The sequence below is a fragment of the Stappia sp. genome, from assembly GCF_048261845.1.
Lineage (GTDB): Bacteria > Pseudomonadota > Alphaproteobacteria > Rhizobiales > Stappiaceae > Stappia.
The window spans coordinates 55,300-74,825 of the sequence record NZ_JBLXFR010000019.1; the positions used below are offsets into that span (position 1 = coordinate 55,300).

General features: G+C 68.2%; 17 protein-coding genes. 8 read left to right on the forward strand and 9 right to left on the reverse strand.

Annotation, left to right across the window (positions count from 1 at the left end; all coding sequences use genetic code 11):
* Positions 1–159: 159 nt before the first annotated feature.
* Together ACN0T5_RS10190 and ACN0T5_RS10195 are read right to left on the reverse strand one after the other, a co-directional pair.
* Entirely contained in the window at positions 160–2,208 is a 2,049-nt protein-coding gene (locus ACN0T5_RS10190) for a potassium/proton antiporter (protein WP_417768522.1), read from the reverse strand.
* A 159-nt stretch (positions 2,209–2,367) separates the two neighbouring features.
* The gene (locus tag ACN0T5_RS10195; protein WP_417768523.1) at positions 2,368–3,492 is read right to left on the reverse strand and encodes a saccharopine dehydrogenase NADP-binding domain-containing protein; all 1,125 of its coding nucleotides are present in this window, start codon (positions 3,490–3,492) and stop codon (positions 2,368–2,370) included.
* Between the two features lie 438 nt (positions 3,493–3,930).
* Here ACN0T5_RS10195 and ACN0T5_RS10200 point away from each other — a divergent pair, with 438 nt between their 5' ends.
* The 4 genes from ACN0T5_RS10200 to ACN0T5_RS10215 all read left to right on the forward strand — a co-directional run bounded on the left by ACN0T5_RS10200 (position 3,931) and on the right by ACN0T5_RS10215 (position 7,835).
* Positions 3,931–5,568, forward strand: coding sequence for a GMC family oxidoreductase (locus ACN0T5_RS10200; protein WP_417768537.1), 1,638 nt, complete (start codon positions 3,931–3,933; stop codon positions 5,566–5,568).
* Positions 5,565–6,872 (forward strand): NAD(P)/FAD-dependent oxidoreductase, encoded by a 1,308-nt coding sequence (locus tag ACN0T5_RS10205; protein ID WP_417768524.1) that lies wholly within the window; start codon positions 5,565–5,567, stop codon positions 6,870–6,872. Before ACN0T5_RS10200 ends, ACN0T5_RS10205 begins: the two co-directional genes overlap by 4 nt.
* Before the next feature lie 115 nt (positions 6,873–6,987).
* A complete protein-coding gene (cueR, locus tag ACN0T5_RS10210) occupies positions 6,988–7,410 on the forward strand; it encodes a Cu(I)-responsive transcriptional regulator (protein WP_417768525.1) in 423 nt (140 codons plus the stop codon).
* Positions 7,407–7,835 carry a c-type cytochrome gene (locus tag ACN0T5_RS10215; protein WP_417768526.1) on the forward strand — a complete coding sequence of 143 codons (429 nt, stop codon included), beginning with the start codon at positions 7,407–7,409 and terminating at the stop codon, positions 7,833–7,835. The genes cueR and ACN0T5_RS10215 overlap by 4 nt, the downstream gene beginning before the upstream one ends.
* Positions 7,836–7,843: 8 nt before the next feature.
* Here ACN0T5_RS10215 and ACN0T5_RS10220 read toward each other — a convergent pair whose 3' ends face one another.
* The 6 genes from ACN0T5_RS10220 to paaN all read right to left on the reverse strand — a co-directional run bounded on the left by ACN0T5_RS10220 (position 7,844) and on the right by paaN (position 14,211).
* Positions 7,844–8,548, reverse strand: coding sequence for an ABC transporter ATP-binding protein (locus ACN0T5_RS10220; protein ID WP_417768538.1), 705 nt, complete (start codon positions 8,546–8,548; stop codon positions 7,844–7,846).
* A 4-nt stretch (positions 8,549–8,552) separates the two neighbouring features.
* Entirely contained in the window at positions 8,553–9,356 is an 804-nt protein-coding gene (locus tag ACN0T5_RS10225; protein WP_417768527.1) for an ABC transporter ATP-binding protein, read from the reverse strand.
* Positions 9,353–10,300 carry a branched-chain amino acid ABC transporter permease gene (locus ACN0T5_RS10230; RefSeq protein ID WP_417768528.1) on the reverse strand — a complete coding sequence of 316 codons (948 nt, stop codon included), beginning with the start codon at positions 10,298–10,300 and terminating at the stop codon, positions 9,353–9,355. The genes ACN0T5_RS10225 and ACN0T5_RS10230 overlap by 4 nt, the downstream gene beginning before the upstream one ends.
* A complete protein-coding gene (locus tag ACN0T5_RS10235; protein ID WP_417768529.1) occupies positions 10,300–11,172 on the reverse strand; it encodes a branched-chain amino acid ABC transporter permease in 873 nt (290 codons plus the stop codon). Before ACN0T5_RS10235 ends, ACN0T5_RS10230 begins: the two co-directional genes overlap by 1 nt.
* A gap of 147 nt (positions 11,173–11,319) precedes the next feature.
* A complete protein-coding gene (locus ACN0T5_RS10240; RefSeq protein WP_417768530.1) occupies positions 11,320–12,474 on the reverse strand; it encodes an ABC transporter substrate-binding protein in 1,155 nt (384 codons plus the stop codon).
* Positions 12,475–12,549: 75 nt separating this feature from the next.
* On the reverse strand, positions 12,550–14,211 hold the full coding sequence (gene paaN, locus ACN0T5_RS10245; RefSeq protein ID WP_417768531.1) for a phenylacetic acid degradation protein PaaN: 1,662 nt from the start codon (positions 14,209–14,211) through the stop codon (positions 12,550–12,552).
* Between the two features lie 315 nt (positions 14,212–14,526).
* On the opposite strand from paaN, the gene paaG reads away from it, so the two are divergent.
* The 4 genes from paaG to ACN0T5_RS10265 all read left to right on the forward strand — a co-directional run bounded on the left by paaG (position 14,527) and on the right by ACN0T5_RS10265 (position 17,941).
* Positions 14,527–15,399, forward strand: a complete 873-nt coding sequence (gene paaG / locus ACN0T5_RS10250; RefSeq protein WP_417768532.1) for a 2-(1,2-epoxy-1,2-dihydrophenyl)acetyl-CoA isomerase PaaG — start codon at positions 14,527–14,529, stop codon at positions 15,397–15,399.
* On the forward strand, positions 15,396–15,863 hold the full coding sequence (gene paaI, locus ACN0T5_RS10255; RefSeq protein ID WP_417768533.1) for a hydroxyphenylacetyl-CoA thioesterase PaaI: 468 nt from the start codon (positions 15,396–15,398) through the stop codon (positions 15,861–15,863). Before paaG ends, paaI begins: the two co-directional genes overlap by 4 nt.
* 80 nt (positions 15,864–15,943) lie before the next feature.
* Positions 15,944–17,254: a phenylacetate--CoA ligase PaaK gene (gene paaK / locus ACN0T5_RS10260; RefSeq protein WP_417768534.1), complete on the forward strand. Its 1,311-nt coding sequence runs from the start codon at positions 15,944–15,946 to the stop codon at positions 17,252–17,254.
* Between the two features lie 84 nt (positions 17,255–17,338).
* Positions 17,339–17,941, forward strand: coding sequence for a TetR/AcrR family transcriptional regulator (locus ACN0T5_RS10265; RefSeq protein ID WP_417768535.1), 603 nt, complete (start codon positions 17,339–17,341; stop codon positions 17,939–17,941).
* Between the two features lie 260 nt (positions 17,942–18,201).
* Here the strand turns inward: ACN0T5_RS10265 and ACN0T5_RS10270 are convergent.
* On the reverse strand, positions 18,202–19,526 hold a 1,325-nt coding region (locus tag ACN0T5_RS10270; protein ID WP_417768536.1), incomplete at its 5' end, for an Ig-like domain-containing protein.

Genomic DNA, 19,526 nt, shown 5'->3' on the forward strand with positions numbered 1-19,526 from the left:
GACTCCCCGGGGCGCCAGTGTCACGGCAGCTCACGGTTGAGTGGCCCCAGATTGGGAAAAGATCCGGGAAACATCACCCCCCATTTGAGGGGTTACTGCCGGGGTGGATCAAGAACCGTCTGCGTGGTCGGAGATTGAACCCGTCGCGAAATGTGCCACTCAAGACAGCGGACCGCGATAGATGTCGGACTTTCCGTCCGGCTCCCCATCCGGCTTCCCGTCCCTGGCCGCGTCATGTTCTGGAGCCTCGTCCGGGGGATCGCCGCCCTGTTGCGTGTCGGCGGAGTCCGCGTCCGCCCTCGTCTCGTCGTCCCCCGCGCCGGGCGTATCGTCCTCCGGTGCCGGTTCCTGCTTGTCATAGGCGGCGCGCCGCCGCGCCAGCACCTTGGCCCGTGCCCGCCGCCGTCGCACCTTGTTGACGATCCGCCGCCCGGCCCGGGAAAAGTCCTCGCGCGAAAAGAAGAACGGCAAGGCCGGTTCGGCCGGCTCCACATGTTCCACCGCCAGTCCCACGGCGGTGATGCCGTGATCCTCGTCGATGTCGCGCACGACGAGGTCGATATCGCCATAGGCGACCCGGTCGGTCGGTTCGATGTCGTCGCCCAGTTCCCGGGCGAGGAAGGCGCGTACGGTCAGGCCCGCATCGCCCTTCTCGACACGGAACCCGTAGATCGCGCCGAGATCGGCGAGCCTTGCGTCCGGGTCGAGGTCGAAATCGCCGAACAGGGCCGGATCGTGTTCCTGTGCCGTTGCGCCGGCGAAGAGGGCATCGAGCACCGGCACCTGCCGGGCGGTCGCGAGAATATACATCCGGTCTCCGGGCTGCGGCTTGCCGGCCTTTTGCAGCCGCACGGCATGTCCGTCGCGCAGGATCAGCACCGGCCGGGCCCAGCGGGGGATGCGCTCGCCATGGGCGACCGCGCTCGCCGGATGCACCGTATAGCCGACCAGTTCATGGTCCTGTCCGCCGGGCAGTTCCAGTTCTATCCGCTCCACCGGCCCCATGCGCGCCGGCACCGTCAGCTTCAGCCATTGCGCCATCGGGCGTATGGTCCAGCCTTGCAGCACCAGCGAGGTGAGCACGATCATGAATGTGACGTTGAAGATTTCCTGGGCGTTGGGCAGGCCGTAGATCAGCGGCAGGATGGCAAGCAGGATGGAGACCGCGCCGCGCAGTCCCACCCAGGAGACGAAGGCGATCTCGCTGCGGGTGAAGCCGAAGGGCAGCAGGCAGAGCCATACCGCAAACGGCCGGGCCACGAAGATCAGTACGGCGGCAAGGGCAAAGCCCTCCAGTGCGAACTCGCCGAACTGCGAGGGCGTCGCAAGCAGGCCGAGCGTCACGAACATGCCGATCTGTCCGAGCCAGGTCATGCCGCCCTGGAAATTCTTCAGGGCCGGTTGCTGGCGGATGCGCACGTTGCCGCACACGATGCCGGCGACATAGACGGCGAGGAAGCCGCTGCCTCCGACGAGCGAGGTGGCCCCGGAAAGCGCCAGCGCCAGCGCCAGAACGACGATCGGGTAGAGCGCCGGCTCCAGGTTGACCCGGTTGACGATCTGCACGATGGCATAACCGCCGGCAAGGCCGGCGATGAGGCCGAGTCCCATCTGCTGGACAAGTTCGAGCGCAAGGTCCGCACCTGCGGCGACATCCGCCTCCACCGCGCCGGCGGTAATCATGCCGACCAGCGTCATCGTCAGGAAGATCGCCATCGGATCGTTCGAGCCGGATTCCACTTCCAGCGTCGCGGAGATCATTTCGCGCAGGTTTACCCCGCCGACGCGCAGCAGGAAGAACACGGCGGCCGCGTCGGTCGAGCCGACAATGGCGCCCAGCAACAGCCCGTCCGTCCAGGCCCAGCCGAACAGGTAATGCGCGCCGGCGCCGACGACGCCTGCCGTTATCGCGACGCCGAGCGTCGCCAGCGCCAGCGCCGGCGCGGCGGCGAGCCGGAAGGTCGCGAGCCTCGTGCGGAAACCGCTGTCGAAAAGGATGATCGCCAGCGCGATCGAGCCGATGAAATAGGCCGTGCGTGTGTCTGAAAAGGCGATGCCGCCGGGCCCGTCCTCGCCGGCGGCAAGGCCGACCAGCAGGAAGACGAGCAGCAAGGGCGCACCGACCCGAAAGCTGACCAGCGATGTGAACACCGACACGGCGACGAGGCCGGCAGCGATCAGGATCACCAGGTTCAGTGTTTCGAGCATGCAGTCGCGCCTCCGGACGCGGGCGGCCCCGCGTCATCCGGGAATCGTGTCGTCCTTCTGATTATAGGGCAATCGGGTCCGAACCGGGGCGCGTGCCGGTTCGCGAAAAAATGACAGGGCGGGCGCTGTCACCGCCCTGTCCGGATGCCGGCTCGCGGGTCAGGCCGCCACGCGGGCCGGAGTGTGGTCCGCTCCCGCCGCGCCGCCGTCGGCATAGACGCGGCCGAAGCGGTTGGCCAGGAACTGGGTCAGCGGGATGCTCTCCTGCTTCAGGAAACCGCGGGCCGGAAGCTTGCCTTCGCGCAGCATGTCGAGCGTCGCGCAGATGCCGGCCGAGGTGGTGATCTGGATCGCGCTCCATGTCTCGCCGGCGAAGTCCTGCGCGGTGACCCGGTAGACCGAGGACATCTGCTCGCGCTGGTCGGCGCGCCGACCCGAGGCCGTGATGAACACCAGAACCACGTCCTGGCGGGTGATCGGCACGGCGGTTTCCAGCACGTCGCGCATCAGGTCGCGGCGGTCCTTGAGGCCGAGATCCGTCAGCAGCATGCGCATGATGTCGCGATGCCCCGGATAGCGCACGGTCAGGTAGCGCAGGCTCTTGACCTTGCCGGCCAGCGTCTCCGCCAGCGAGCCGAGCCCGCCGGAGGTGTTGAAGGCCTCGTAGTCGATCCCGTCGAGCGAGAAGGTCTCGTAGCCCTCGAGCGGTTGCAGCAGCGTCTTCTCGCCGTCGACCACCGCCTCGCACGGATTGCAATATTCGTTGATCAAGCCGTCGGTGGACCAGGTGAGATTGTATTTCAGCGCGTTGGTCGGGTAGCGGGGCAGCGCGCCGACGCGCATCGTCAGCGTGTCGAGCCTGTCGAAACGGCTGGCAAGATCGTTGCCGGCGATGGAGACGAAGCCCGGGGCCAGCCCGCATTGCGGGGCGAAGGCGATGCTCGCCCCTTCCGCCAGCGCCTTGACCTCGCGGGTCGAGGCGACGTCCTCGGTGAGGTCGAGATAGTGCGCGCCGGCACGCTTGGCCGCGCGCGCGATGGTTCCGGTCAGGAAGAAGGGGGCCGCGGAAAGCACCGCCTTCTTGCCCTCAAGCGCCGCGACCAGCGCCTCCTCGTCGGCGAGATCGACGCGCTTGATGGCAACGCCCGGCCGCTGCGAGGCGGCCAGTGCCGTCTCGTCGCGGTCGGCAATGGTGACTTCATAGTCGCCGGTGGAGGCGAGCAGGGCGGCAATGGTGCGTCCGATCTTGCCGGCGCCGACAACGAGAACTGGCCAGGTGTTCATGAAGGTCCTCCACGGGAAACAGGGTCTGGCCTCAGGATAGCTGCCGCTTCGTCCGCTGAAGAGGACACATCGTGTCGGAAAATGCCCGTGTATCGTCGATATGACGGAACATCCGGCATTTTGCCGGCATGGAAGTGCCGCGACATCTCCTGCCGGACCTTGCCGGGAATCGCTACGCCGGGCCGCAAACCGCCGTCGGGATGGAGGCCGGTGGGGAGGCCAGTGGGGAGGCCGGGGGGAGGGTCGGGGAGGGTGCCGCTGCGCCGGACCCCTTGCCGGGAGTTCGCGGTTGCCGCTCATGGTTCGACCGTCCTTGTGGCTTGTCTGACGGTCGCTTTTCTCGTTTCCTTCGTCCTGATGCTCGGCTCCGGCCTGCTTGCACTGGTCGCTATCGCGGTGCAGCGTGACAGGCCGCTTCCTGAAGGTTCGCCTGCCGCCATGACAAAAGTCGATTTCATCATCGTCGGAGCCGGTTCGGCCGGCTGCGTGCTGGCCGACCGGCTGAGCGCCGGCGGCCGCTACACCGTGTTGCTTCTGGAGGCCGGCGGCAGCGACCTCAATTTCTGGATCTGGATGCCGATCGGCTACGGCAAGGCCTTCTACGACCGGCGCATCAACTGGATGTACACGACCGAGCCGGATCCGGGCCTTGGCGGGCGGACCTCCTACTGGCCGCGCGGCAAGGTGCTCGGTGGTTCCTCCTCGATCAACGCCATGGTCTACATCCGCGGCCAGCCGCAGGACTACGAGGACTGGAAGGCGATGGGCAATCCCGGCTGGGGCTGGGACGACGTGCTGCCCTGGTTCCGCAAGTCCGAGACCAACGATGCCGGTGCCGACGACTGGCGCGGCGGCGAGGGACCGCTTCACGTTGCCACCCTGGCGCGCGACCTGCACCCGATGTGCCAGACCTATCTCGCCGCCGGCGAGCAGGCCGGCCTGAAGCGCAATCCGGACTTCAACGGCGCCGATCAGGAAGGCGTCGGGCTCTACCAGAACACGGCCAAGGGCGGTCTGCGCATGTCGGCGGCGCGCGCCTACCTGCATCCGGCGCGGCGGCGGGCCAACCTGCGCGTCGAGACGCATGCGCAGGCGACACGGATCCTCTTCGAGGGCAGGCGCGCCACCGGCATCGAATACATGCGCAAGGGAGAGAGGCGGACGGCGTTTGCCGCGCGTGAGGTGATCCTTGCCGCCGGCGCGGTCAACTCGCCGCAACTGCTGCAGCTCTCCGGCGTCGGACCGGGTGCGTTGCTTGCCGACAAGGGCATCGAGGTGCTGCACGAGATGCCCGGCGTCGGGCGGCACCTGCAGGATCACCTGGGCCTCGACTATCTCTACCGCTCGAAGGTGCCGACGCTGAACCAGCAGCTTCGCCCGTTTCGCGGCAAGCTCTGGCACGGCCTGCGCTATGTGCTGATGCGGCGCGGGCCGCTGTCGCTCGGCGTCAACCAGGGCGGCGGCTTCTTCCGCACCCGGCCTGACCTCGCCCGGCCGAACATGCAGCTCTTCTTCTCGCCGGTGAGCTACACGAAGGCCCCGCCGGGCAAGCGCCCCTTGATGAACCCGGACCCGTTCCCCGGTTTCCTGCTCGGCATCCAGCCGACCCGTCCGACAAGCCGGGGCCGTCTGGAAATCCGCTCCGCCGATCCGTTCGAGCCGCCGGCCATCCACCCGAACTACCTGTCGACCAACCACGACCTGCAGGAGATGCTGGAGGGCGCGCGCTTCCTGCGCGAGCTTGCTGCGACGCCCGCCCTTGCCGAAGTGATCGCGCAGGAAATCCTGCCCGGACCGCAGGTGCAGTCGGCGGAGGATCTCGTCGCCGACATCCGCGCCCGCTGCGGCACCGTGTTCCATCCCGTCAGCACCTGCCGGATGGGTCCCGATCCGGATGTGGATGTCGTCGACGCGCGTCTGCGGGTGCACGGGCTTGCGGGCCTGCGCATTGTCGACGCCTCCATCTTTCCGACCGTCATTTCCGGCAATACCAACGCGCCGGCGATCATGGTCGGGGAGAAGGGCGCGGACATGATCCTGCAAGACCACGCCAGCGACCGGATACCTCTGTCATGAGCGACATCTTCACACCCGATTTCAAGCCGCGACCCTACTGGTGGGACGAGACGCCGCCACCGGCGGACGAGGCCGTAGAGGCCCGCGCGCCGCTGCCCGAACGGGTCGATGTGGCGGTCGTCGGCGCAGGCTATACCGGGCTCAACGCCGCGATTGCGGTTGCGCGCGCCGGCGCGAGCGTGCTGGTGTTCGATGCACAGGCCGCCGGTTTCGGCTGCAGCACCCGCAATGGCGGGCAGATCTCGACGTCGGTAAAACCGGATTTCGATGCGCTCACCCGTCGCCACGGCCGCGACCGGGCGGCCGCGATCCTGAAGGAAGGCGAGGCCTCGCGCGACTACGTTGGCCGGTTCGGCGCCGAGGAAGGGATCGACTGCGGCTTTTCCGTCTGCGGCCGCTTCCATGGCGCGCACACGCCGGGCCGCTTCGAGGCGATGCGGCGCGAGCTGGAGAGCCCGCATCCGGTGCTCGACACCGGCGCCTATACGGTCGCGCGCGCCGACCAGCACGCGGAGATCGGCACCGACGCCTATTTCGGCGGCGCCGTCTATCCGCGCGTTGCCAGCGTCGATCCGGGGCGCTTCCATGCCGGCCTGCTCGATGTGGCGCAGCGTGCCGGCGCGCGCATCGTCTCTCATTGCCCCGTCGAGGGGCTGGAGCGGGTGCCGGGCGGCTTCCGCCTGACAACGCCGCGCGGCACGCTCTTCGCGCAGAAGGTGGTCCTCGCCACCAACGGCTACAGCGGGCCGCTCAGCCCCTGGCACAGGCGTCGGGTGATCCCGATCGGCTCCTATGTGATTGCGACGGAGAAGCTGCCGCAAGCGGTGATGGACGAGGTGCTGCCGACGGACCGCATGCTCTGCGACACGCGCCGCGTCGTCTATTACTACCGGCCGTCGCCCGACCGCCGCCGCATCCTCTTTGGCGGGCGCGTGTCGCTCTCCGAGACGGACCCGAAAAAGAGCGCTGTCCGGCTGCATGACGAGCTGATCCGGCTGTTCCCGCAACTGGCCGGCACCCGCGTCTCGCATTCCTGGGTCGGCTTCGTCGCCTATACGTTCGACGAGATGATGCATGTCGGCAATGACGAGGGGCTTCACCACGCCATGGGCTATTGCGGCTCCGGCGTCGGCATGGCGAGTTATCTCGGCATGCGCATGGGCCAGCAGGCGGCGGGCCTTTCGCAAGGGGCGACCGCCTTCGACGGCCTGGCCTTCCCCACGCGCCCCCTCTACACCGGCAATCCCTGGTTCCTGGCGCCGTCGGTGCTCGCCTACCGCCTGCTCGACCGGATGGGGATCTAGCTGTCTGGTCGCCGCTCGGGCCCTGAGGGGCGCCGCCGCGCCATGACACCTCTTGACCTTCCAGTTGGTGGAAGGCCCAACTATGGACGACGATCCTCCGACCGGGACGGTTTTCATGAATATCGGCGACGCTGCGGCGCTTGCAAACCTGCCGCCCAAGACCATCCGTTACTACGAGGAGATCGCGCTGATCCGTCCGGCACGCGCCGCCAACGGTTACCGCGACTATTCGGAAACCGATGTGCACCGCCTGCGCTTCCTGCAAAGGGCGCGCAGCCTCGGTTTCACCATCGAGGAATGCCGCGCGCTGCTTTCGCTCTACGAGGACGAGCACCGGGCCAGTGCCGATGTGCGCGCCGTCGCTATCGAGAAGATCGGCGAGGTCGAGCGCAAGATTGCCGAGTTGCAGGGCATGAAGGCGACGCTCGAGCGTCTCGTCCAGTGCTGCCACGGCGACGCGCGGCCCGACTGCCCGATTCTGGAGGATCTCGCCGGCGGACCCATGCCGGATATTGGCCGGGCGAGGGCGCGCCGATGACCGGACGGGTGTCGCTGCTGCTCGGCGCGGTGGCGCTCGTTGCGGGCGCCGTCGCCGTCCGTCTTCTTGCCGGCGGCGATGACGCCGGCGAAACGGTGGCAGCCGGCACGCCGATGGTGCAAGTGGTCGTGCCGGAGCTTTCAGGGGACGAAGCGCGGGGCAGGGACCTGTTCGGCGCGAGTTGCGCCAGTTGCCACGGGGAAAACGCGGCCGGGCGCGCGGCAATCGCGCCGCCGCTTGTGCATCTTGTCTACGAGCCGGGCCATCATGCCGATGGCGCGTTCGTCCTCGCCGCCGCGCGCGGCGTGCGCCAGCACCACTGGACCTTCGGCGACATGCCGGCCGTTCCGGGGGTGAGCCCGCAGGATGTCGCCGCGATCACCGCCTATGTCCGTGCCCTGCAGCGCGCCAACGGCATCTACTGAAACCTGCCTCAGACCCCGAGATAGGCTTCCCGCACCCGGTCGTCGGCCAGAAGGTCGGAGCCCTTGCCCTCCATCGCGATCTCGCCGGTCTCGATGACATAGCCGCGCGTTGCGATGGAAAGCGCCGCGAAGGCGTTCTGCTCGACGAGGAAGACGGTCACCCCGTCCTCGCGGTTGAGCCTCGTGATGATCTCGAACACCTGGTCGACCAGCACCGGGGCAAGGCCCATCGACGGTTCGTCGAGGAGCAGCAGCTTCGGCCGGCTCATCAGGGCCCGCCCGATGGCCAGCATCTGCTGCTGTCCGCCGGAAAGCCCGCCTGCCGGGTTCTTCCGCCGTTCCTTCAGCACCGGGAAGAGGTCGTAGACCCGGGCCAGATCCGCCGCGATCTCGGCATCCTTGCGCAGATAGGCGCCGAGCCGGAGATTGTCCTCGATCGCGAGCGGCGCGAAGATCTGCCGCCCTTCCGGCACCTGGGCGATGCCGGTGGCGACGCGGGCATGCGGGCTTGTCCGGGAGATGTCGCGTCCCTCGAAGGCGAGCCCGCCGCCGCTCATCGGCTGGACGCCGGAGATGGTGCGCAGCAACGTCGTCTTGCCGGCGCCATTGCCCCCGACCAGGGCGACGATCTCGCCGGCGCCGACTTCGAGCGAGACGCCGTGCAGGGCCTCGATCCGGCCATAGGCGGAGCGCAAGCCGTCGACGTGAAGCAGGGGATCAGTCGAGCGCAAGATTGGCCTCCCGCGTGCCGTGGGTTCCAAGATAGGCCGCGATGACCTTCGGGTTGGAGCGGATCTCGGTGGCAACGCCCTCGGCCAGCATGCGGCCCTGGTCGAGCACCAGGATCCGGTCCGAGATGCGCATGACGAGCTTCATGTCGTGCTCCACCAGCACCACCGCGACGCCCTCGTCGGCGATCTTGCGGATCAGCCGCTCGATCTCCTCCGTCTCGACCGGGTTGCACCCGGCCGCCGGTTCGTCGAGCAGCAGCACCTTTGGTTCGGCGGCAAGCGCCCGGGCGATCTCCAGCCGTTTCAAGGCGCCGTAGGGCATGTTCGCGGCCAACGTGTCGGCATGGTCGGAAAGCCCGACCCGGGCGAGCAGCCGGTCCGCGTGGTCGGCGCTGTCCCGGTTCTGCCGGCCGGTGGAGGGCAGCGCCAGCAGATGGGCAATGAGCCCGCGCCGCTCCTTCAGGTGACGGCCGACCATGACGTTTTCCCGGGCGCTCATGCGGAAGAACACCTGCAGGTTCTGGAAGGTGCGCGACAGCCCGCGCGCCGCCAAAAGGTTCGGTTCCAGCGCGGTCACGGTCTCGCCGGCCAGCCGGACGCTGCCGGTTTTCGGCTGGTAGACGCCGGACACCAGGTTGAACAGCGTCGTCTTGCCGGCGCCGTTCGGGCCGATGATCGAGAACACCTCGCCCGGGCTGGCGGTGAAGGAGACATGGTCGACCGCCTTGACGCCGCCGAAGGAGATGCCGATTTCCTCGACCGCGAGAAGGGGAGTGGCGGAAACGGTCATTTGCGTCTCCCCTGCAGGAGGCTTGCAAGGCCGGGCACGATGCCGGAGCGCAGCACGATCATGATCACCATCATGATCAGGCCGAGCACCATGTGCTCGTAGTCATGGAAGCTGGTCAGCACCTGCGGCAGCACGACGAGGATCGCGGCCCCCGCGACGGAACCGAGGATCGAGCCCATGCCGCCGAGCACGACCATCGTTACCAGTTCGATGGAATGCATGAAGTTCGCCTTGTCCGGCGTGACGAAGCCGTTGACCAGGGCGAGCGCGGCCCCCGCGGTCGCGGCATAGATTGCGGAGATGACGAAGACGGTCAGCTTGGCGCGGGCGACATCGATGCCGGCAACGCGGGCCGCCACTTCCGAATCGTGCAGCGCCCGCAATGCCCGGCCGGTCGGGCTGGCGACGAGATTGCCGGCGATCCACGCGCCGATGACGAGCAACCCGCCGGTGATCCAGTACCAGGTGTCGGCGCCGCGCACCCGCCAGCCGAACAGCGTCAGCCGTTCCACCGGCATGCCGTCGGGCCCGCCCGTCAGCCAGGCCTCGTTGGAGATCGTCATGGCGATCAGCATGCCGAAGCCGAGCGTGGCGACGGCGAGATAATGCCCCTTGAGCCGGAAGATCGGGCGGCCGACGAAATAGGCGACGAGCCCCGCCGCGACCGCCCCGGCAAGGGCCGCGATGAGCGGGTGCAGCGAGAATTGCGCCGGCAGCACGGCCACCGCATAGGCGCCGATGCCGAAGAAGCCGGCATGGCCGAGGCTCACCTGCCCGGCATAGCCCATCAGGAGGTTCAGTCCGATCACGGCGAGCGCGGAAATCCACACGAGCGCCGCCACCCGCAGGTAGAAGTTGGAGGGCAGGGCGAAGGACAGCGCGACCACCAGCACGGCGAGAACGAGCGGCACGGCGAAACGGGGCGCGAGGAGGGGTTTCAGCATCACACGCGCTCCACGCTGGCCTTGCCGAACAGCCCGCCCGGCATGACGAAGAGAACGGCGAGGATGACGATGAAGGCGATGGCGTCCTTGTAGGTGGAGGAGATGTAGCCGGCGCCGAAGGCTTCCAGCAGGCCGACGGCGAGCCCGCCGACCACCGCCCCGAGCGGATTGCCCATGCCGCCCAGCATCGCGGCGGCGAAGCCCTTCAGGGCGAGCAGCGTGCCGACATCGTAGCTGGTCAGGGTGATCGGCGTGACGAGAATGCCGGCGATGGCGCCGATGGCGGCGGAAAGCACGAAGGACAGGCCGACGACGAAGGAGGTGTTGATGCCGACGAGCTTCGCCGCCAGCCGGTTCGCCGCCGTCGCCAGCACCGCCTTGCCGAGCAGCGTGCGGTTGAAGAAGGCCCACAGCAGCACGACGATCACCGCCGCCCCGCCCAGCACCCAGAAGCTTTGCGGCAGGATCGCCGCGCCGCCGAAGGCGATCGGCGTGTCCCCGGAGAACGCCGGCAGCGAATGGAACTGCTTGTCGAAGACCACCTGCGCCAGCCCGCGCAGGAAGATCGAGGCGCCGATGGTGATGATGATCAGCGTCACGGCGGAGGCGCCGCGCGCCGGCTCGATGGCGAGCCGGTGCAGCAGCAGGCCGATGCCCATGGCGACCGCGATGGCAATGAGCGCGGCGAGCGGCAGCGGCACGCCGGCGGCCGCGACGAAGACCGTCGTCATGCCGCCGATCATGACGAACTCGCCTTGCGCGAAATTCACCACGTCCGAGGCGTTGTAGATGATGGTGAAACCGAGCGCGACGAGCGCGTAGACCGCGCCGACGGTCAGGCCGGAAACACAGAATTGCAGCAGTTCGGGCATGGGCTCGCCGTGTTGTTCGCCGCGCCGGCCATGGTCATGGCCGTCTGCCGGCCGCGTTGCCGGACCGAATGCGGGAAGGGGGCCGGTTCGGCCGCGCCGCGCGGGAAGGCTTCCCGTACGGCGCGGCCGTGTTCGAGACGGCTTGGCTTACTCGACCAGGGTCCAGTCGCCGCTCTTGATCTCGAGCATGCGGAAGGCCGTCAGGTCGAGGCCGAGATGGTCGTCCGCCGTCATGTTGACGACGCCCGCCGTGCCCATGAAGCCGGTGGTCTTCTCGATTTCGTCGCGGATCGCCTTCGGATCTTCCGAGCCGGCCCGCTTCATCGCATCGACGAGGATCATCAGCCCGTCATAGGCATGGCCGCCGAAGGTGGAGACCGGCTGGCCGGTCGCCTCTTCATAGGCGGTCTTGTAGCCGGCGACGACGGCCTTCTGCGGGTCGCTGTCCGGCAGCTTGTCGGCGACGAGCAGGGCGGATGCCGGCAGACGCACGCCTTCGGCCGCGTCCCCGGCAAGCTCGATGAACGACTTGGAGGCGACACCGTGGCTCTGGTAGAGAGGCACCTCGATGCCAAGCTGCTTGTAGTTGCGGGTGACGATCGCCGGCCCCTGGCCGAAGCCCGGATTGACGACGGCCTGCAGGCCGGCCGCGTTCTTGATGTTGGTGAGCTGCGGGGTCATGTCGGAATCGCCCGGGCCGTAGGTCTCGTCGGCGACGATCTCGATGCCGTAGTCGCCGGTCACCGAAACGCACTGTTCGCGCATCGACTTGCCGAAGCCGCCGGTGCCCGAGATCAGGCCGACCTTGGTGAGGCTGCGCGCCTTCAGGTCCTCGAAGATCTTCTCGCAGGCCATCTTGTCGGTATGCGGCGTCTTGAAGGTGAATTCCTTCACCGGGTCGATGATCACGACCGCACCGGCCAGCGAGATGAACGGGATGCCGGCATCCTCGAACACGGGGATCATCGCCATCGTCGTGCCGGTGGTCGAGCCGCCGACCACGGCGACGACCTCGTCGTCCTCCACGAGCCGCGTGGCGAAGGTGCGGGCCTTGTTGGCATCGGCGCTGTCGTCATAGACGACGAGTTCCAGCTGCTTGCCGTTGACGCCGCCGGCCTCGTTGATCTTCGCCACATACATTTCCAGCGTCTTGGCTTCCGGGTCGCCAAGGAACGAGGCCGGGCCGGTCACCGCCAGCGATGCGCCGATCTTGATCGTGTCGGCGGAGGCGGTTGTGGTCCAGGCGAAGGCCGCGCCGGCGAGAAGCGCCGCGCCGCCGAGATATTTTGCAAAACGAGCCATGGTTTCCTCCCAGGGGTATTGTTGCAGTTCTTTTTCCGGTCTTCCGTCGGCGGCGGGGGCTTGCCCCCGCCCGACCTACGCCGCGACCGGGCGGCGCATGGCGGCCACGCGGAAACGGTTGGCGACGAACGCGCTGTCGCACAGACAGGCGTTGCCGGCCGGGTTCGCTCCGGTGACGTGGTAGTCGGAGAAGGCGGCGGACTGGTTGACGAAGATGCCGCCGGTCAGGTTGACGGAGAGCGCGACGCCCGCATCGGCGAAGGCATCCGCCGCCTGGTCGATCACGTCTTCCCGCGTCGCATAGAGCGCCGCCGTGATCGCGCCTTTCGTCTTCGCCGAGGCCGAGGCCCTGGCGATCGCGTCATCGGCCCCGTCGGTGGCGATGACGAAGCTGATCGGGCCGAAGCGCTCCTCCAGATAGGCGGCCTCGTCCCTGGCGTCGACGGCAAGCATCAGCGGCGTCGCCGAGCGCGCCCCGTCCATGCCTTCGACGGCTGTGCTTTCGCGCAGCACCGTGCCGAGCTTGCGGGCGTCCGCCACCCGCTTCAGCGTTGCATCGCTCTGCACCGCGCCGAGCACGCCGGCAGCGCGCTGCGGATCGCCGAGCAGCTTGTCCATCGCGGTCTTGATCGCGCCGGCCACCTCGTCGAAAGACTTGTGTCCCTCGTCGGTGTCGATGCCCTCGCGCGGCACGTAGACGTTCTGCGGCGCGGTGCACATCTGACCGGAATAGAGCGACAGCGAGAAGGCGATGTTGCCGGCCATGCCGCGCAGCGAATCCGTGCCGGTGACGACGATCGAGTTGACGCCGGCTTCCTCCGTGTAGACCAGCTTGCCTGCCGCGTTTTCGCGCACCCATGCGCCGAAGGCGGGCGAACCGGTGAAGTCGATGATGGCGACGTCCGGATGGGTCACCAGCTCCTTGGTGAGCGGCTTTTCCGCCGTGTCGGCGGCAAGCAGCAGCACGTTCGGGTCGAACCCGGCCTCGGAGAGCACCTCGCGGCCGATCCGCACCGTCAGCGCCAGCGGCAGGATCGCGCCCGGATGCGGCTTGACGATCACCGGGTTGCCGGTGGCAAGGCTGGCGAAAAGGCCCGGATAGCTGTTCCAGGTGGGGAAGGTGGCGCAGCCGATCACCAGCGCCGGCCCGCGCGGCACGATGCGGAACTGCTTGTCGAGGACGAGTGGATCCTTCGGCCCTTGCGGCTTTTCCCAGCGCACATGGCCGGGGATGCGGCTCATCTCGTCATAGGCATAGGCGACGGCTTCCAGGCCCCGGTCCTGGGCGTGCGGGCCGCCGGCCTGGAAGGCCATCATGAAGGCCTGGCCGGACGTGTGCATCACCGCATGGGCGAAGAGGAAGCTCTGCGCGTTGATGCGGGCGAGAATCTCGAGGCAGACGCCGGCGCGTGCCTCCGGCGTTGCCTGTGCCCAGCCGCGCATCGCGGTCCTGGCGGCCGCGACCGCCATGTCCGGCGTGATCCCGGGGTAGGTGATGCCGAGATCGAGGCCATAGGGGCTGACCTCGTGGCCGGTGCGCCCGCCGCCGGTCGGCTGGTCGAGCTCGAACGGCTGGCCCACAAGCGCCTTGAACGCGGCCTCGCCGTCTTCCTTGGCGGTCTCGCCATAGACCTTTCCGGACGGCATTTCCGGGTAGGCCGACCAGGAGCCGCGGCTGCGGATCGTCTCCACCGCCTTGTCGAGGGTCGCCTTGTGCCTGTCGAAAAATCCGGCCATGCCTGTCTCCCTGTGGCGCGCGGACCGGGTCTTGCGCCTGCCTGCCTCCCGTGTCCGGGGCTGCCGGCAGTCCTCCCGGCGGACGCGCCGCCTGTATTTGCCCGCCTCCTGCGATGCGCGGCACCCGGCCTGTTCCAGGTGCCCGGCGAGGGCGGGGCGGTTTGTTGGTCGCGGCGCGATTGACAGCGCCCGATTGACGATCATAATAATTAACCGACCGGTTGGTCAGTCAAGTGAAAAATCACGAGGACGACCGGTTCCCTCCCTTGCCGCGAAGCGTTGGGGGGAGGCGAGCCGGCGCGAAGGGGAGGGCGCATGCCAGTGGACAGGACGTCTTCGGACGGGGCAGGTGATGGCAACGGGGCCGATGCGGCACCCGTGCTCGTGGAGCGCGACGGCGGCGTGCTGGTCGTGACGCTGAACCGGCCGGACAAGCTCAATTCCTTCAACGAGGCGATGCATGCCGCGTTGCGCGCGGCGGTCGACACGGCCGAGCGCGATCCGGACATCCGCTGCCTGCTCCTCACCGGGGCGGGGCGCGGTTTCTGCGCCGGGCAGGACCTCGGCGACCGGGTGACCGCGCCGGGCGATGCGCCGCCCGACCTCACCCGCACCATCGAGGCCAATTACAATCCGCTGCTGCGCCGGCTGAAGGCGCTGCCCAAGCCCGTCGTCTGCGCGGTCAACGGCGTTGCCGCCGGTGCCGGTGCCAATATCGCGCTGGCCTGCGACATCGTCCTGGCTGCGCAATCGGCGAAGTTCATCCAGGCGTTCTCGAAGATCGGCCTCGTTCCCGACAGCGGCGGCACCTGGTCGCTGCCGCGCCTCGTCGGGCTGGCCCGGGCCAAGGCGCTGGCCATGCTGGCAACCCCGGTTCCGGCCGAACAGGCGGAAAGCTGGGGCATGATCTGGAAGGCGGTTCCCGATGCCGAGCTGATGACGGAAGCCCGCCGCCTTGCCGGCGAGCTTGCCGCCGCGCCGACCTTCGGTCTCGGCCTCGTCAAGCAGGCGCTGGAAGCCTCCTCCGAAAACGACCTCGACACGCAGCTCGACCTTGAGCGCGACCTTCAGGGCCTTGCCGGCCGCTCGCCCGACTATGCGGAAGGCGTGGCCGCCTTCATGGGCAAGCGCGCGCCGGCCTTCACCGGCCGTCCGCCGGAAGGCCATGTCCCGGGAGACGACGCATGAGCTCCGCGGGCACCCCTGCCGGGGATGCGTCGGCAATGAGCCCGGACGAGCTGGCGCGCGCCTGTGCCGATGCCATGTGGGCCGGCGACAAGGCCAGCCAGGGTCTCGGCATGGAGATCGTCGAGGTTGCCTCGGGCCGCGCCGTCATCGCCATGACGGTCACCGACGCGATGGTCAACGGTCACGGCATCTGCCACGGCGGCTTCCTCTTCACGCTCGCCGATTCGGCCTTCGCCTTTGCCTGCAACAGCCACAACCAGAACACCGTGGCGAGCCATTGCGCGGTCTCCTTCCTGCGTCCGGGCCGGCTTGGCGAGCGGCTGGTGGCGACGGCGGTGGAGCGCTGGCGCGAGGGACGCTCGGGTATCACAGACGTCACCGTCACCAACGGCGCCGGCGAGGTGCTGGCCGAGTTTCGGGGCAATTCCCGCACCATCAGGGGAACGCTGCTGCCCGAGCAGTAAGGCATTTGCGTTTCCGGCTTCACATGAACGGCAACAAGCGGCCCGCAAAGCGGCTGCGTGCATCATCCGGGAGGATATCCATGCTCGATCTGGCACCCAAGCCGGGCGACCTCGATCCCATCGAAACCGCGTCCCGCGACGAAATCGAAGCCCTTCAGCTCGAGCGGCTGAAATGGTCGGTCCGCCACGCCTATGACAACGTCGCCCATTACCGCAAGAGCTTCGACGAGGCCGGCGTCCATCCCGACGATATCAGGACGCTGGCGGACCTGGCGAAATTCCCCTTCACCCACAAGCAGACCCTGCGCGACAATTATCCGTTCGGCCTTTTCGCCGTGCCGCGCGAACAGGTGGTGCGGGTGCACGGATCGTCGGGCACGACCGGCAAGCCGACTGTGGTCGGCTACACGAAGAACGATATCAGGACCTGGTCGACGGTGATGGCCCGGTCGCTGCGTGCCGCCGGCGCGCGTCCCGGCATGATCTGCCACGTCGCCTATGGCTACGGCCTCTTCACCGGCGGCCTTGGCGCCCACTATGGCGCGGAAGAGCTCGGCATGACGGTGGTGCCGATTTCCGGCGGCATGACCGAGCGCCAGGTGACCTTGATCGAGGATTTCAAGCCGGACGTCATCATGGTGACGCCGTCCTACATGCTGGCCATTCTCGACGAGTACAAGGCGCGCGGCATCGATCCGCGGTCCTCATCGATCCGGATCGGCGTCTTCGGCGCGGAACCCTGGACCAATGCCATGCGCGAGGAGATCGAGCAGGCCTTCGACATGCATGCCGTCGACATTTACGGCCTCTCCGAGGTGATGGGGCCGGGCGTCGCCAACGAATGCGTCGAGACCAAGGACGGGCTGCACATCTGGGAGGATCACTTCTATCCCGAGATCATCGACCCGGTCACGGGCGAGGTGCTGCCCGACGGCGAGATCGGCGAGCTGGTCTTCACCTCGCTGACCAAGGAGGCGATGCCGGTCATCCGCTACCGCACCCGCGACCTGACCCGCCTGTTGCCGGGCACGGCGCGGTCCATGCGCCGCATGGAAAAGGTCACGGGCCGCTCCGACGACATGATGATCGTGCGCGGCGTCAATGTCTTCCCGACCCAGATCGAGGAACAGCTGTTCCGCATCGACGGCCTGTCGCCGCATTACCAGGTGGAATTGACACGCAAGGGCCGGATGGACGAAATGACCGTCCACGTCGAGGCGCTTTCCTCCCATGCCGACGATGCACAGCGCGCGGCGTCCGCCGCCGAGCTGAAGGCGCATCTGAAGAACGTGATCGGCGTCAGCGCGCGTGTCGCGGTGGCCGATCCGGGCACCCTGGAGCGATCCATGGGCAAGGCAAAGCGTGTTGTCGACAACCGGCCGAAGGACTGATAGGCAGGCCGGCCACCGACACGAAACGCGATTTTCCGCCGCGGGCACGGGCTCGCGGTGGTTCCGACGAGGGGATTTCGAGACATGGCACGCCCGCGCGCCGAGGACTATGACGACAAGCGCAAGGCGATCCTGAAAACGTCGGCGGAGCTCTTTGCCGAACAGGGCTTCGACCGCTCCTCGATGAACCAGATCGCCACCGGCTGCGGTGTCTCCAAGGCGCTGCTCTACCACTACTACGCCAACAAGGACGCTCTCCTCTTCGACATCATCCGCGATCATCTCGACGAGCTGATCGAGGCGGTGGAGGAGGCCGTGGCGCCCGGTCTTTCCGGCGAGGAGCGGCTGCTAGCCTGCGTTTCCGCGCTGCTCGACGCCTATCGCGACGCCAACGCCGAACACAAGATCCAGATCAACGAGATGAAGCGCCTTCCCCCCGCCCAGCAGGAGGAACTGAAGGAGCGCGAGCGGCGCCTCGTCGCGCTTTTCGCCGGGGCGCTCACCGATGCCGTGCCGGCGCTTGCCGCCGACGGCTCGGTGCTGCTCAAGCCGGTGACGATGAGCCTCTTCGGCATGGTCAACTGGCACTATCTGTGGTTTCGCGACGGCGGTCCGGTCAGCCGCGCCGACTATGCCCGCATCGCCACGCGCCTCATTCTCGACGGCGCCCGCTCGCTTTCGGCCTGACAGGGCACCGGACGCCCGCTCCCTCCATGGCATGATGCTGCCAGCGGCGCACGGAGCTTTCCTTCCACTCGGACGTCATCCCGGCCGGAGCGCAGCGGAGAGCCGGGACCCATTGGCAACCTCGGCAAGCGTGAGTGCTCCCGCCGGATGCGGCAGGCGTGACGTGGGACAGGGCGCGGGCGACGACTGGGTGCCCGTACCATGCGGTCTGCGCCACAACCTGCCTGCGGCACGCGCGCCCTGGATGTCCGGCCCGTGCCTCAGCCGCCGGAGGAGGGGGCTTGCGGCCAGTTGCGGTCGCCTTCCGGCATCATGAACACCTGGCCGGGATAGATCAGGTCCGGATTGCGGATCTGGTCCTTGTTGGCCTGGTAGATCGTCGTGTAGCGCAGGCCCTCGCCATAGCGCCGCTGCGAGATCGTCCAGAGATTGTCGCCCGTGCGGATGATGATGCTCGGGATCGCCCGCGTGCCGGTGCTGGCGCTGTCGCCCGAGCCCGCGCCGGCGGTGCCGGTCAGCGCGACCGGGCGCAGGACGATGGCATCGGCCTCTTTCTCGAAGGTCACCTCGGCGCGCGCCACGACGGCGCCGTCGCCGGGCTTCACCTGATCGGCCCGCACCGCGACCTCGCCCGGCTTCACCTCGCCTTGCGTTTCCAGCAGCCAGCGGCCGCCGGAATCGGTCTTCGCCTCGCCGACAAGCTTGTTGTCGACATAAACGCGCACGTCGCTGTTCGGCTCGCCCGCGCCGGCGACGAAGACCTTGTCCTTTTCGGTCTCCACCGCCTCGACCGTGACGGGAGCGGACGTGCCGCCCGTGCCTTCGCCGGCGGCGGGTGCCCCGGTGACAGTGGAGGGAGCACCGGCAGGGGCACCGGCGGGAGCGGCACTCGAGGCTGCCGGCTGCTCGGGCGCAGTGGCTGCGCTGCCCGCATCTGCCGTCTGCGTTGCCGTTGATGCTGCAGCGGGAGCTTCCCCGGTGGCGCCTGGCTGTGTCCCGTCGACCGGCGCGCCTGCCGTCTGCGTGCCGGTTGCCGCCGTATCGGTCTGCGCGGCCCTGGCAGGCTCGCCGCCCTCTGTCGTCGCGGCGCTGTCCTGCGGGGCGCTTGCCACCGGCGCTGCGGGTTGTGCATTGCCGCCGGCGGCCGGGCCGGCATCGGCGACAGTCGTCGCCCCGTCGCCCGTTGCCGTGCTGCCTGCGGTCCCGCCTGCCACTGGCGCGCCGACATCGGCGATCTGCGGTTTCTGCAGCACCTGCGAGGGCGCGCCCGGCTCGTTCAGCAGGACCAGCACGTCGCCCTCAGGGGTCTCCGGCACGGAGACGGCCATCGACTGGGTCGAGGTGCCGAGTGTCGCGCCGCTCTGGTCGCGTATTTCCAGCGTTACCGCATGGGCGCCGGGTGCAAGCGGTTCGTCGAGAACGATGGCGAATTCGCCCGACGCGTTGGCGATGCCCTTGCCCACCACCTTGCCGTTGGACAGCAGCGCCACGATGGCGCCGGCCTCGGATTGTCCGGCAACGACGGTCGACCCGTCTTTCTCGACCCGCATCAGATCGAAGCTTGGAACCTTGCCGGCGCTCGCCG